Annotated in this window: 8 protein-coding genes and 2 pseudogenes; all 10 read left to right on the forward strand. The window is 43.5% G+C overall.

Annotated elements, in window-relative coordinates; all coding sequences use genetic code 11:
- Positions 1 to 162 precede the first annotated feature (162 nt).
- The 10 genes and pseudogenes from AALI31_RS01880 (at position 163) to AALI31_RS01925 (ending at position 15,851) form a co-directional block, all read left to right on the forward strand.
- Positions 163 to 837 carry an ABC transporter ATP-binding protein gene (locus tag AALI31_RS01880; protein ID WP_489884835.1) on the forward strand — a complete coding sequence of 225 codons (675 nt, stop codon included), beginning with the start codon at positions 163 to 165 and terminating at the stop codon, positions 835 to 837.
- Positions 834 to 3,278: an ABC transporter permease gene (locus tag AALI31_RS01885; protein WP_489884836.1), complete on the forward strand. Its 2,445-nt coding sequence runs from the start codon at positions 834 to 836 to the stop codon at positions 3,276 to 3,278. Before AALI31_RS01880 ends, AALI31_RS01885 begins: the two co-directional genes overlap by 4 nt.
- A gap of 539 nt (positions 3,279 to 3,817) precedes the next feature.
- A pseudogene (gene ltrA, locus AALI31_RS01890) lies at positions 3,818 to 5,113 on the forward strand (group II intron reverse transcriptase/maturase).
- Between the two features lie 195 nt (positions 5,114 to 5,308).
- A complete protein-coding gene (locus tag AALI31_RS01895) occupies positions 5,309 to 5,488 on the forward strand; it encodes a hypothetical protein (RefSeq protein ID WP_489884837.1) in 180 nt (59 codons plus the stop codon).
- A gap of 202 nt (positions 5,489 to 5,690) precedes the next feature.
- Entirely contained in the window at positions 5,691 to 6,539 is an 849-nt protein-coding gene (locus AALI31_RS01900; RefSeq protein ID WP_489884838.1) for a hypothetical protein, read from the forward strand.
- 47 nt (positions 6,540 to 6,586) lie between these two features.
- A complete protein-coding gene (locus tag AALI31_RS01905; protein WP_489884839.1) occupies positions 6,587 to 6,940 on the forward strand; it encodes a TnpV protein in 354 nt (117 codons plus the stop codon).
- Positions 6,941 to 7,053: 113 nt separating this feature from the next.
- The gene (locus AALI31_RS01910) at positions 7,054 to 7,569 is read left to right on the forward strand and encodes a hypothetical protein (RefSeq protein ID WP_489884840.1); all 516 of its coding nucleotides are present in this window, start codon (positions 7,054 to 7,056) and stop codon (positions 7,567 to 7,569) included.
- A 255-nt stretch (positions 7,570 to 7,824) separates the two neighbouring features.
- Positions 7,825 to 12,689 (forward strand): annotated as a pseudogene (locus tag AALI31_RS01915) (DUF3849 domain-containing protein); the annotation flags it as partial.
- 543 nt (positions 12,690 to 13,232) lie between these two features.
- Entirely contained in the window at positions 13,233 to 14,192 is a 960-nt protein-coding gene (locus AALI31_RS01920) for a helicase (RefSeq protein WP_489884841.1), read from the forward strand.
- A 138-nt stretch (positions 14,193 to 14,330) separates the two neighbouring features.
- Complete coding sequence (locus AALI31_RS01925; protein ID WP_489884842.1) at positions 14,331 to 15,851, forward strand: ArdC-like ssDNA-binding domain-containing protein; 1,521 nt, start codon at positions 14,331 to 14,333, stop codon at positions 15,849 to 15,851.
- The last annotated feature ends 21 nt before the right edge of the window (positions 15,852 to 15,872 follow it).

Genomic DNA, 15,872 nt, shown 5'->3' on the forward strand with positions numbered 1-15,872 from the left:
AAATCTTACAATTCTGTAAGATTTCTGCTCGTTTTTTGAAAGTGAAATGAAAGATTGTCCTGATACAATTTGGATGTAGGTTGAAAAATGACCAAATATATAAACAGGCAAAGAAAGCGTGCTGAAAAGGTACGCTTTACAGAATTGAAAAGGAGGCAACACATGAGTGTGATATTAGAAACCAAGCAGCTTTGTAAGTTTTATGGCGCAGGTGAGAATCAGGTCAAAGCGGCCAATCAGGTGGACATTCAGATTGAGCAGGGAGAATTTGTCGCAATTGTTGGAAAGTCAGGTTCCGGTAAAAGTACATTACTTCATATGCTTGGAGGGCTAGACACCCCAACAAAAGGCAGTGTTACTTTAGCAGGGAAAGATTTATACAGGATGAAGGAAGATGCCCTTGCTGTTTTCCGCAGAAGAAAAATCGGATTTGTTTTTCAGGCATTTAATCTGGTTTCATCTGTTAATGTCTGGGAAAATATTGTACTGCCACTGGGGCTGGATGGAAGAAAAGTGTATGAAGCGTATGTAAATGATATTATTGCAACTCTGGGGATTGAAAACCGGATTTATAATCTGCCAAATCAGTTATCCGGAGGACAGCAGCAGAGAGTAGCAATTGCAAGAGCACTGGTGAATCGTCCGGAAATTATATTTGCAGATGAGCCGACAGGAAATCTTGATTCTAAGACCAGTGATGAGGTAATCGCTCTGCTTAAGATGACAGCAAAAAAATATGGACAGACAATTGTAATGATTACCCATGATGACGAAATTGCACAGGTCGCTGACCGTATTCTGGTGATTGAGGACGGACAGGTGGTGGATTTCAGATGAAGACAATAAGCAGGATTGCATATAGCAATGATAAAAGGAACAGGACAAGAAGTATACTGATCATGATGGCAATCTGTCTGACCACGATGCTGCTTGTTATCATCAGTACTGTGGGAAATGGGGTAATTCATTTACAGAAAAGTCAGGCGGCAGGATCATATGGAAGCAATTATGGTCTGTTTGTTTCCGCAGACGGATCGCAGTTAAAAGAAGTAAACCACCGTGCGGAAATAGATGCTACAGGCACTATGTGCACCGAAGGTATCATAAAAGACAATGAAAAAGGCGGGTTTGTCTGCATGGATGAGACTGCAAGAAAAATGCTTCCTTATAATAAAGAATATGAGTTGAAGGAAGGAAAGTATCCGGAAAAAATGCAGGAAATTGCCGCAGGAAGAGCATTTTTTCGTGCAATGGGGTATGGTGATGTAAAGATCGGAGATACGGTTACACTGGATTACCGCGCAGGGATGCAGTCAGAATATAAGCCGGAAGAATTTGTTGTCAGCGGAATCCTATATGATCGGGATGAGTATACCATCGAGGCATCTTATGTTGCTTTCGGGTCACAGGAGTTTTATGATGAGCACGTCGCAGAGAATGACAGACAGTATAATATTTATTTTACTTTAAATGATTCTGCAAATGTATCTATGAATAATATTGATTCGGTTATAAAGCAGATTGCAGCAGCTTGTGGGATCGAAGAAAAAAACGTTATAGTCAATGATCTCTATTTGCAATGGGTCTTGCAGCCGAGTTATGAAACGATTGCGGTATGCGGGGTTTTGATTCTTGCAATTGTACTTTTCTCTGTTGTGGTCATTTATAATATTTTTCAGGTCGGTATTGCCAACAAGATACAGGAGTATGGAAAAATCAAGGCTCTGGGAGCGACAAAAAAGCAGATGAAACAACTGATCTTCAGAGAGGGTATGTTTTTGACAATTTCTTCAATACCAGTTGGATTGCTTCTTGGTTTTCTGATTGCAAAATGCGGTTTTAACTGGCTGGTAGAACAGGGAAACCTTGTATCAACCGGAACTGGCTCTATGGGAGTCCAAAATCAGCAGATGCCACTGTTTTCCCTGCCTGTTATGCTTCTATGTATTTTCGTGTCATTTTTTACCGTTGCTTTGGCGCTGTGTAAACCAATGAAAATTGTTTCACGGATTTCACCTATCGAAGCAACACGGTATTTAGAAAATGCAGAAACACACAAAAAAGGAAAACGAAATGGCAGAAAAAATGTCACCGTGTTTTCTATGGCAATGGCAAATATAACGAGTAATCCAAAAAGAACCATTGGTACCATCCTCACACTGGGGCTTTCCTGCGCATTGTTTGTGATTATCTCTAATTATGTAGGAAATATTGATACGGAGCATGAAGCATGTCTTTCCGTTAATCATGGACAATTTGAACTGCAGCTTGACTATTCTGCTGAGTACGATGAAAGATATCCGGAGAATAATCTGGATACGATTCTGACGGATAATCCATTGAATGATTCAATGATTGAAGAAATCAAAAGCATTCCAGGAGTGACAGATGTCATGACGAGAGAGATTGTATCTGTAAATCTGAACGGAACAAGATTTCCGGCTGATATTGTGAGTAAAAATGATTTTGATTTTATGCGCCAAGACGGGGATATTGGCTCTATGGACTATGATCAGGCGGTAAAGAATGGTGAAATTTTCTTTGGTTGGTTGATGTGGATGGAACAAGATGGATATGCTCCGGGTGAATCCATTGTATTTGACTTTGAGAATGGAAGTGAAACCTATACCTATCAGGGAAAGATTGCAGGATCCTTTGTAAGCGCGGACACTTATCTTGTCATTCCGGAAGGTGTATACCGTTCCATGAATCCGAGGGGGACAGCCTATAGCTATCTGTGGGTGGACTGTGATAAAAAAGATGTTGCATCTGTGGAACAGAGTCTGAATACTTTGATTTCTAATACTTCGCATATAAAAATGGATACCTATCATGCACAGTTACAATCTGCAGAATTCACAGCTCGCATGATGAATCTTGGCTGTTATCTGTTTATGGCGGTTGTAGGACTCATCGGTTTTATGAATATGGCAAACACCATAATCATGAATATTACGACAAAAAAGCAGGAATATGGTGTATTACAGGCTGTGGGTATGACAAATAAACAATTAAATTTATGTCTGCAGTTACAAGGAATGATGTTTACGGTTGGTACCATATGCGTAGCTTTGATCATTGGTCTGCCGCTCGGCTATGCACTTTTTTCCTATGCAAAACATAATGGAATATTTGGAATGAATATCTATCATGTTCCAATCGTACCAATTTTTATTATGATTTTTTTGGTCGGTCTGTTGCAGATTGTACTTTCCTGCGTTTTAAGCAGTAATCTGAAAAAGGAAACGCTGGTAGAAAGAATAAGGTATGATGGATAGCAAGTAATATGTAATGAACTAGGTCTTAACGAAGAGGAGAAATAGATAACTTCCAGTTGTGCGCCCAGCTAAGGGTGTGTAGTCAAGCCGGTGGGATTCCGGTTTATCCAAGGTTTAGCCAACCAGATAATAGCGAGTCTTGGGATGATGCCGGTAACGGCATCTGACAAGCGTAGACAGCAAGAAAGCAGGGTTGAATAGTGATTGAGCTTCGAAACATTAACTTCAGTCGGTCGACGTCTTAATTGGTGCGGAAGACAATATCATGTAATGCGATATGGCGAGTGTTATGTGGCACTGCGGAGTCAGAGAACCAATCATGTTTTACATTGTGAATACACATCAACTGGGGAGAACCTGCCATTTCTCGAAGAAGAGTATGAAATTGCAACTGAAAACGGAGTATTTCAAATGAATGATAGGTGGTCGGACAATCCCATAGTACTGTAGAAATCGGGCAATGCCGATGGAGGGAAGGGGATTGCATAGTAAAGGTCTTACTGAGGACACATTATCCGTACTCAGGGACGGAGGAAATAATGGAAACGAAATTAGTAAGAATAGCTGAGATATCGGCAACATCAAAACATCCTATATTTACATCAGTGTACCACTTGATAAATGAAGATATGCTAAATCAATGCCATAAGGAATTAGATGGGAACAAAGCAGTCGGAATTGACAAGGTAACTAAGGATGAGTATGGGAAGAACCTTGATAGAAATATCAAGGAACTGGTACAGAGGTTGAAAAACAAATCCTTTAAGCCACTTCCGTCACTGAGGGTATATATACCTAAAGGAAATGGAAAGAAACGACCATTAGGGATTGCTTCCTATGAAGATAAGATTGTACAAATGGCAGTGAAGAAAATACTGGGAGCTATTTATGAACCGAGATTCCTAAACTGCATGTATGGATTCAGACCGAATAGAGGGTGTCACGAAGCAATAAAAGAAGTATACCAACGGATAGGCTATGGAAAAATCAGCTATATCGTAGATGACGATATCAAAGGTTTCTTTGACCATATCGACCATGATTGGATGATGAAGTTCCTTGAATGGAATATACAGGATAAGAACTTATTGTGACTAATACGTAAATACCTTAAAGCAGGAATAATGGAGCAAGGAAAATTCGAGCCAACAGAGGAAGGTTCGGCACAAGGCTCAGTAATGAGTCCGATGCTTGCAAATATATACATGCATCATGTGCTGACGTTGTGGTTTAAGCTGGTGGTGCAAAGGGAAATGCAGGGAGAGTGTTTTCTCGTCAACTTTGCGGATGATTTTGTTGCAGGATTTCAATATAAGTCAGAAGCTGAAAGATACTATAAAGAGTTAAAGGAACGAATGGAAAAGTTTGGACTGGAGCTGGAAAGTAGTAAAAGCAGACTGATTGAATTTGGGAGATTTGCAGAGCAGAATCGTAGAGCAAGAGGATAATGTAAGCCTGAAACATTTGATTTTCTGGGATTTACCTTCTACTGTAGCAAAACTCGAAAGGGAGGTTTCGTGCCAAAGGTACAGACTTCAAGGAAGAAGTTTGAGCAAAAGGTTAGAGCATACAAGAACTGGATTTACGATAATCGAAATCGACCAATGCGAGAAATAATTAAAGAGTTGAACGTAAAACTAATTGGACACTATCGGTATTATGGTGTTACATGGAATTTTCGGAAGATAACAACATTCCGGCATAGAGTACAACAGTTTCTATTCAAAGCCATGAATCGGAGAGGTTGTAGACGGGCATACACATGGAATGGATTTGTGGGAATGCTCAAGTATTACCCGTTAGCAAAACCTAAAACGTACTATTGTTTATATTGAAGTGAATGTTACTATGAGGAGCCGTATGCGGGAAAGCCGCACGTACGGATCTGTGAGGGGCTAAGATTGAGAGGTCTTAGTCTACTCGACTGTCGGTGCAACACTAATACCACACATAACTAAATAACAACACAGCGTCAGAGCGTATGGGAAAACTGTACGCTCTATTTTTTTATCAAAAACGGAGGAAAACACATGGAAGAAACAAATGTAACAATGACTACAGAGGAAATGCAGGGTGAGCCTGCAACAAAAGAAAATGAGACAAAGGCGGAGAAGTTTATCCGTATTGGCGAGTACCGCATGAACAAAGCGGTGGATGCCATTGGTAGGTTGGAAAATCTTGCAAACCGAGGTTCCTATGAGTATACATAGGAACAGGTAAATGTTATGTTTCAGGCATTAGAGGGGAGGGTTGCAGAAGTTAAGGCAAGGTTTATGCCTAAGAAAGTGGCTGAGAGTAAGACTTTCAGCTTCGGTACAACGGAATAGGAAAGTAACGGGAAGCAAAGGAAAGGCAGTCATGTAGTGTATGTGGCTGCCTTTTTGTCGTATCTATGACAGGAAGGAGAACTGTGTGAGAAAATATGATTTTATATCGGCTCTGGCAAAAGAGACAGCAGCCGAGGTTGTCAAAAATCGTGAGGAATGGATGAAATACCTTACTACAGCGGCGAGATTATACAAGTATCCGTTCCGGGAACAGCTTTTAATCTATGCACAAAGACCGGACGCAACAGCGTGTGCTTACATAGAGCTGTGGAATGAGCGTATGCACTGCTGGGTAAATAAAGGTGCAAAAGGTATCGCACTTTTGGATGAGGATGATGCACATGGAAAGCGCCTGAAATATGTTTTTGATGTTTCAGATGTCCATGCGGCAAGGAGAATCGGACGCTATCCGGAACTTTGGGAATTACATGAGGAACATAAGGAAGATGTAATTAGGCGTTTGGAGCAGACTTATGGTGCCACAGATGATAAGAAGCTGTTTGAAGAAAGACTTATGGAGATAGCTGAGAGGATTACGGCAGATTATTATGAGGAATTGTTGTTGGATTCGCAGTACATGATCGAGGGCAGTTTTTTAGAGGGACTGGACGAGCAGAATGTCGGTATCCGCTTGAGGGAGACATTATCGGACAGCATTTCCTTTACAATTTTATCTGCCTGCGGTGCAGATATGCAGGAGTATGGTTCGGAGTTTGCTTTTGATTTTATTCACGAATTTAATTCCATGGATACCCTTGCGGTACTTGGGGATGCAGCCAATGAGCTTGCAAAACCGGTACTTTTAGAGATTGGAAGAACCATAAGGGCATATAACAGGAGCCACGAACAGGAACAAACAGAAAATTTAACGCAGAAAGGACTTGCAAATACTTCTGAAATAGACTACAATGCGTTAAAGCGAGAGCGGATATGAGGAATATATTGACAACAATCAAAACAGCGTAGAAAGGGGCAATAGCGATGAATCTGACATACGAGAAGAACGGGGATTATCTGATTCCGACATTACAGGCGGACATTCAGCCGGAGGGAACGATAACGAAGTACGGAATGATGAGGGGGAGTTATCTGAAGGAGAACCACAGGGGCGTGTACTCAGCGTTTCTTCTGAAAGGGACATTGAAAGAACACCTGCTGACGATCCAGAAGCAGGCAGAGGAGAGAATGGAGAAGCTGATAAGCCAGATGGCGGCAACCGAGGGAGTGACCGAACAGCTCAAGGAAGCCGATCAGATGCTCTGGGTAGCGAAGATGAACAACATTCAGAGCAGAGCCGAGGAAGTGGTATTGAGCGAGCTGGTATACAGCCTGTAACAGATACCGATGATCTTCTCCGGGGAGACGCAGCGGAACATACCTTTACACAACTTAGCCTGTTTCCTTCTTTTGAGGAGCAGGTCGGAACAGTCGCAGCAGCGGAAGCAAGTATGAAATATACCATGCCCGCTGCTTTTTCTTTGCCACAGAATGAACTTGAAACCATTCTTCGCAGTGGCGGAGGAAAACAGCATAGCAGGAAGCGTATTTTTGCAAAGTACACCGAGGGCAGAAATGCCGAGCAGATGGTAGAGTTTCTGAAAAATGAGTACGGACAGACCGGAAAAGGTTTTGAGATTAACGGCAATCCCGTATCGGTGTGGTTCGATGCGCATGGTATGAGTGTCGGCTATGGAACACAGGCAAGGGAAACACCGATTGTCACGATGGATTGGGAAGATGTGGAGAGCAATATCCGCTCTATGATTGAAAATGGTACATATATGAGTGCCAGTGAAGCATTTCTTGTGGACACACAGGAGAGAAATCGGGTTGCAAACCAGATCTATTTCTTCCTGCGAGATGGAATGGATGAAATGCCGGAGGAGCTTGGCTTAAAAGCAGGAAATTATCCGGAAAGTGAAGCAAAGCTCATGGAGCTTCTTTCCAAGCATGAGGGCAGGTAACAGCTTAAAAATATCTTGGAAGATGCGGCGGAGCGTCTTGCGTCTGGTGAAGCCACGCTAAAATGGCGGCATGTGAAATCACCGGAATATCTGTTATCGGAGATTGCAGACCTTGACAGGGAGAGACTGGAGTTTCCTTTGCCGGATACTGTTGATGTGAAGCAGGAAGATTTTATCACACAGGATGAAATCGACTATGCACTTGGCAGGGGAAGTGGATATGAGCATGGTGCTTTTCGTATTTATGAGTATTTCATGGAAGGGCATGACCAGAAGGAAGCGGTAGCCTTTCTGAAAAAAGAATATGGCATCGGTGGCGGTTCAGGTGGACTTCCGGGCAATGATGATTCCCATAATGAACATGACGGAAAAGGTATCCGGCTGGAAAAGGGAAGTTATGGCAATCCGTATGCAAAGGTGCTTTTGAACTGGAATGTTGTGGAGAAAAGGCTTCGTGAGCTGATCAAAGAGGATAAATACTTATCTCCACAGGGGAAGGAAAACTATAAGGCTTACAAGGAAGAACAGGCAGAAAAGGCAAGACAGCGTGAGCTTTCCCGTCTGGAGCATGGACAACGGCTTGAATGTAAGAAGGACATCGAAGCTCTGATTGCTGAGAAATTCAACGGTTTTGTGCTTCCGAGGAATACCGCAGATGAAATCGTCGATAAATATGGTATTGACTGTGTGGAATTTGTTCTTGCAAATACGGTTACGCATTTTGATTATGACGGTCGCTTTTCTCAGAACAATAAGGACTGGGCAAAGGGCATCGTTGCGGAAAACGAGTGGCAGAACAATGACCTGATTTTAAGTACGCACCCAGCGGTGTTAGATGGCTTTACCAATCAGGCAAGAAGATATATCAATGTGATTCGGGAAAAAGAGAAAGAAGCACAGGAAACAGTCACGATTGATGGATATGAATGTATTCCGGTTGATGAGTGGGGCAGTGAAAAAGAGAAATATCTGCTTGGAAACGGCATTGAGGACAGCAGTTTTTATTATGCACAGGTTAATGGGAAAACTTTTGAATACGACCATAAGCCGGAGCGTAGCGAGGTAGAGGACGATTATATCAATGCCATTGCAGAGGAAGATATTGACCGACACGAAGCAGAAGTGTTTTCACGCTTTGAGGGGACGGATGGTATCGCAGAGCCGGATGAAACTGAGCCACAACAAGAATTTTCACAAGAGAAATCACAGAAATTATCATGGTATGTGGTACATGATGCAGATGATGAATATGGCAATCCGACACAGTGGAGTGCCACCTTATCAGAGGGAGTATTCCTTTGGATTGATAAGGAAGCGGACGGATATGCGATTTATGATACAGCAGACACCACCCGTCCGGCATTGGAGACATTTTCGACTTTGCAGGAAGCAATGGACTGGGGCAATGAGCTTGCAGAAAGTGGCAGGGAAGCAGAAGCGGAGTTTTCTGATGAAAGGGAACAGACCGAAGATAAACTGGACAGTATAGATATGCAGTCTGCCCGTGAGCGTCTGGAGAATGGTGAAGCAGACCGACAGACAGAGAAAATGCTGTCACAGGTGCTTACCGGAGAATGGGAGCCGCTTACACCTTCAGCAGAGGAGAATAAGACTGTACAGGAAAAAACTGTGGCTGCACCGGATAAAAGCAACGCTGCTAATTACCATATCAGTGATGATCGTTTGGGCGAAGGTTCTCCAAAAGAAAAATTCCAGAGAAATGTTGCAGCAATCAAACTGTTGGAGCAGATCGAGGGCGAAAGTAGATATGCAACACCGGAAGAACAGCAGATTTTGTCACAGTATGTCGGTTGGGGTGGTCTTGCTGATGCGTTTGACGAGAGCAAATCAAACTGGTCAGCAGAATATCACCAGTTAAAGGAACTGCTATCACCGGAGGAGTACCGCATTGCAAGGGAGAGTACCTTGAATGCCCATTATACAAGTCCGGTCATTATCCGCCAGATGTACGAAACATTGGAGAAAATGGGATTTTCCAAAGGAAATATACTGGAGCCTTCCATGGGCATCGGCAACTTTTTCGGTATGATGCCGGATTCCATGAAAGAGAGCAGGCTTTACGGAGTAGAGCTGGACAGCATTACCGGACGCATTGCAAGGCAGCTTTATCCGCAGGCAGATGTGCAGATCAAAGGCTTTGAAAAGACTGATTATCCGAATGATTTCTTTGATGTGGCAATCGGAAATGTGCCTTTTGGTCAGTATAAGGTGGCAGATAAGCAGTATGATAAAAATAATTTCCTGATACACGATTATTTCTTTGCAAAGACGTTGGATAAAGTGCGTCTCGGTGGTGTGGTTGCTTTTATCACAAGCAAGGGAACCATGGACAAGACAAGTCCGGAGATCAGAAGATACCTTGCACAGCGGGCAGACCTGCTTGGTGCGGTGAGACTTCCGAACACCGCATTTAAGGCAAATGCAGGAACAGAAGTGACTTCGGATATTTTATTTTTCCAGAAGCGTGACCGCATGGTGGAGCGTGAGCCGGACTGGGTACATCTGGGAGAGGATGCAGATGGCATTGCAATGAACGCTTACTTTGCAGAGCACCCGGAGCAGATCGTAGGAAAGATGGAAATGGTATCCGGTCCTTATGGCATGGAAAGCACCTGCAGGGCAGATGACAGCAGACCTTTTGCGGAGCAGTTAGCAAAAGCACTTGAAAATATTACAGGACAGATTGATACGATTGATCTGGATGAGGAGCTTGCGGATGACATGAGCAGGCAGAGTATTCCGGCTGATCCGTCCGTTAAGAATTTCAGCTATACCGTAGTCGATAACGAGGTATATTACCGTGAAAACTCTGTGATGAAGCCTGTGGAAGTATCGGACACCGCAAAAGAGCGTATCAAGGGCATGGTGGCAATCCGTAACTGTACACAGGAGCTGATTGATATGCAGCTTGAGGAATATTCAGATGCGGCAATCAAGGAAAAGCAGGCAGAGCTTAACAGCCTGTATGATAATTTTTCTAAGAAATATGGTCTGATCAATTCACAGACGAATAAGAGAGCCTTTAATCAGGACAGCAGTTATTGCCTGTTGTGTTCTTTGGAAAAACTTGATGATGAGGGCAATTTCAAAGGCAAGGCGGATATGTTCACGAAGCGTACCATTAAAAGGGAAGAGGTTGTCACAAGTGTGGATACCGCAAGTGAAGCGCCGGCAGTATCTTTAGCAGAGAAAGCCAAAATCGACCTTGATTATATGGGAGAGCTTACCGGAAAAGATAAGGATACACTTACCGAGGAACTTCGTGGTGTTATTTTCCAGAATCCGCTTACGGATGTGTGGGAGACAGCAGACCAGTATCTCAGCGGAAATGTGCGTGAGAAACTTGCCATAGCAGCAACTTATGCAGAAAATCACTCGGAATATGCCCCAAATGTACAGGCTCTTACGCAGGTACAGCCGAGGGAGCTGGACGCATCGGAGATTGAGGTGCGTATCGGTGCCACATGGATTGATCCAAAGTATATCAATGATTTTATGCGTGATATTTTCCAGAACCGGAACATTTATTCCGCAGGGATACGATTGGTGTGCAGTTTTCGGGTGTAACCGGAGAGTGGAACATTAAGGGGAAGAATGCAGACTTTGGTAATACGCTTGTAAACATGACCTATGGTACAAGCCGGGTAAATGCCTATAAGATACTGGAAGATTCCCTGAACCTCAAAGATACGAGAGTATATGACACCATTGAGGAGGATGGAAAGGAAAAGAGAGTCCTCAATAAAAAGGAAACCATGATTGCAAGCCAGAAGCAGGAAGCAATAAGGGAGGCATTTAAGGACTGGGTATTCCGTGATCCGGAACGCAGGTAGACACCTGTGGCAAAATATAATGAGCTTTTCAATTCCACCAGACCAAGAGAATATGACGGTTCGCATCTAAAATTTCCGGGCATGACACCGGATATTGAATTAAAGCCGCATCAGAAAAATGCGGTTGCTCATGTACTGTATGGAGATAATACCCTGCTTGCACACTGCGTTGGTGCCGGAAAGACCTTTGAAATGACAGCGGCGGCAATGGAAAGCAAGCGTCTGGGACTATGCCAGAAGTCATTATTTGTAGTGCCGAACCACCTGACTGAACAATGGGCAAGTGATTTTTTACGGTTATATCCCGGAGCAAATATCCTTGCGGCAACGAAAAAGGATTTTGAACCCGCCAACCGTAAGAAATTTTGTTCCCGTATTGCAACAGGTGATTATGATGCCGTTATTATCGGGCATAGTCAGTTTGAAAAAATCCCGTTATCACAGGAAAGACAGGCAGCCACAATCGAAAAACAGATTGATGAGATTGAGCTTGCTATTGATCAGGCAAAAAGAGACAACGGGGAGCGTTATACCATTAAGCAGATGGAAAAATCGAGGAAAGCATTGCAGATGCGGCTTGACAAGTTAAATGACCAGAGCCGTAAGGATAATGTCGTGACTTTTGAGCAGTTGGGTGTAGACAGGCTGTTTGTGGATGAGAGCCACAATTACAAGAACCTGTTCCTTTATACGAAAATGAGGAATGTGGCAGGTATCACACAGACAGAAGCACAGAAGTCATCTGATATGTTTGCCAAGTGCCAGTATCTTGATGAAATCACAGGCGGCAAGGGTGTAACTTTTGCGACCGGAACGCCAATTTCCAACAGCATGACGGAGCTTTACACGAATATGCGTTATCTTCAGTATGGAACGCTTCAGAAGCTGGGACTGGGACATTTTGACGCATGGGCGGCTTCTTTTGGGGAAACACAGACTGCCATAGAGCTTGCACCGGAAGGAACCGGATACCGGGCAAAGACAAGATTTGCGAAGTTTTTCAATCTGCCGGAGCTGATTGCACTTTTCAAGGAGAGTGCGGACATTCAGACACCGGATATGTTAAAACTTCCTGTGCCGGAAGCAGAATATGAAAATGTGGTTCTAAAGCCGAGCGAGTTCCAGAAAGACATGGTAGCGTCCCTAGCGGAACGTGCCGAAGCAGTCCGGGACAGGCAGGTACAGCCTTACGAGGACAACATGCTAAAGATTACCAATGACGGAAGAAAGCTGGCACTTGACCAGAGGTTGCTCAACGATATGCTTCCAGATGAGGAAAATTCCAAAGCGGCAATCTGTGTGGAGAAAGCCTATGAGATATGGGAAAATACCAAAGAGCAGAAGTCGGCACAGTTGATTTTCTGTGATTTATCGACACCGAAGGGCGATGGCACTTTCAATGTTTATGAGGATATAAAAAATAAGCTTATGGAAAAAGGAGTGCCGGAGCAGGAGATCGCATTTATCCACGATGCCAATACAGAACCAAGAAAAGCGGAGCTGTTTGCAAAAGTAAGAAGCGGACAGGTTCGTTTTTTATTAGGTTCCACCGCCAAAATGGAAGCCGGTACGAATGTGCAGGATAGATTGATTGCACTGCATCATCTGGATGTGCCTTGGCGTCCTTCTGACATTGAATAGCAGGAGGGAAGAATCTTACGACAGGGTAACCAAAATGATAAGGTAAAGATTTTTCGTTATGTTACGGAAGGTACGTTTGACAGTTATTCGTGGCAGCTCATTGAGAATAAGCAGAAATTCATCGGACAGATTATGACCAGTAAGTCCCCGGTGCGAAGCTGTGAAGATGTGGACGAAGCGGCACTTTCCTATGCGGAGGTCAAGGCACTTGCCACAGGCAATCCCCACATAAAAGAAAAGATGGATCTCGATATTCAGGTGTCGAAGTTAAAGCTGATGAAGGCAAACCATACCAGTCAGAAGTACAGGCTGGAGGATAACATCACACAGCATTATCCGCACCAGATCGCTGTTTTCAAGGAACGTATCGAAGGTTTTACCGCTGATATAGAAAAATATGCGAAGAATAAGCCGGAGGATAAGGAGCAGTTCTTTATGCAGATGGGCGGAAAGTCATACACCGATAAGAAGGAAGCTGGAACTGCAATCATAGCCATGTGTAAGGAAATCAAAGGCATCAATGCCAGTGCGGATGTAGGGGAATATCTTGGATTTAAGCTGAATGTAACTTTTGATTCTTTCAACAATAAATTTGTAATGAATGTCAAAGGAGCCATGAGCCACCCGATGGAAGCCGGCGCTGATCCACTTGGCAATATCACCCGTATCAACAATGTACTGGAAGCCATGCCTGCACAGCTTGAGGAAGCACAGACGAAGCTATCCAATGTGGAACATCAGCTTGAAACAGCAAAAGCAGAGGTAGAAAAGCCATTTCCACAGGAAGCGGAGCTTTCAGAGAAACTGGAGCGTCTGGCAGAGCTTAATGCCCTGCTTAACATGGACGAGAAGGGTGATGATGCGATTGTCATGGATGACGATGCTGCAGAACCGGAAAAATCACAGGAAGATGTGAAATCGGTGGATAAAAAAGGTGATGAAGTCGCTGATATGCCGGCAAAGCAGAGTAACCTTGGAAAAACGGTTACGGATAGTAAGTTGTCAGACCGACCAGCAGAACGGACTTCATTGCAAGAAAGGCTCGCAGCAATGAAGGCAAGGGTGTCCGGGACACCTGCAGGAAGGGATGCGGCAGATAAGGCAAAGAAGAAAGAAGAAATCTTATAGGAAAATCTATTTTATTCCCAAGTTTATTCCCAACCTTTCAGCACTATTTGAGTTGGGAATATTAAAAAGAATTATATCAGTTGATGTAGGGGCAGTCCGTAGTGGCTGCCCTTTATCGTACAAGGATGGAGGTCATTTATGGCAGATAATAATACAGAAAAACAGTGTGTGCAGGAGCTTACGGATAAACTGGAGCAGGGATTGCAGGACTTATTCAATAGTGATAGTTACAGAAATTATCTTGCTACCATGTCAAAATTTCATAATTATAGTTTCAACAATACGCTCTTAATTGCAATGCAAAAGCCTGACGCTACGTTAGTGGCCGGATACAAGGCTTGGCAGAAGAATTTTGAGCGTCATGTAAATAGAGGGGAAAAGGCGATCCGTATTCTTGCACCTGCACCCTATAAAATCAAAGAGGAACGGGATAAGATTGATCCGGTCACGCAGGAACTTTTACTTGATAAGCACGGAAATCCACAGAAAGAGGAAGTCGAGATAACAATTCCGGCATTTCGGGCAGTATCCGTTTTTGACCTATCTCAGACGGATGGAAAGCCGATACCGGAACTTGCCGCAAAGGAGCTTCTTTCAGATGTGGAAGGGTATCAGGATTTGATTCGTGCAGTAGAAGCCATTTCACCAGTACCGATTGAATTGGAGGAGATAGCCGGAGATTCCAAAGGCTATTATGACAGAGAAGCAAAACGGATTGCGGTACAGGAAAACATGAGCGAGAGCCAGACTTTAAAGACCATGATTCATGAGGTGGCTCATTCCAAACTTCATAGCAAGGAAGTGGAGCAGGGTGAGCAGATGAAAAAAGACCGCAATACCAAAGAGGTGGAAGCGGAGAGCATAGCTTATACTGTTTGCCAGCATTTCGGAGTTGACACCTCCGATTATTCCTTTGGGTACATTGCAGGATGGAGTAGCGGAAGAGATACCAAAGAACTTAGATCTTCCATGGATACGATACGGAGAACCGCTTCGGAACTGATTACCGGGATAGAGAAACAATTACAGGAATTGCAAAGGGACAGTGAAGTATCGCAGGAACATACAAAGGAAAATATTCTTTTGATACAGAATACCGACCTTTCAGAGTTTAGTCTGCTTGATGTTTATGGTATGGACAGACTGGAACTGATGCAGGCACTATCAGAAATGACGGATGACGACAAGTTGAGCATACAGGCGTATTTGGAAAGCAAGGGTGCATGGACAACGGAAATTGGCAATCAGGATTCCAGAGAGTACGGAGAGTATCATCTGGATGTGCGTTATAACACGGATACGGATGAGCTGATTGATATGAAGGAGAGGAAGGCGGTCTATGATAAGGCAATGGAACCAATCAATGCCGATGATGTGGTTGTTAAGTTCGCTTCCGCCTTTGAAAGCGAATGGGAGGTCTTAAAAATCACAAATATGTCGAGGGAAGATGTTGGGAAAATTCTCGAAGATATGGCTGCTCTGGATGAAAATGAATGGGATGGAAATTACCTTTCATATATGGAAAAGCAGGGAGCGAAAATTACGTTACTTGCGTCCAGTAGTAAGGGATTAAATGGAAATATGTCGGACTTTTGGGATTATGAATACAATTTTGACGCAGATCTGACGGATGTGGAGGAACTGTCTGCCATGCAATAGGCAGAGCATATCATTAATCGG

The sequence above is a fragment of the Anisomitus miae (SeqCode) genome, from assembly GCF_054906395.1.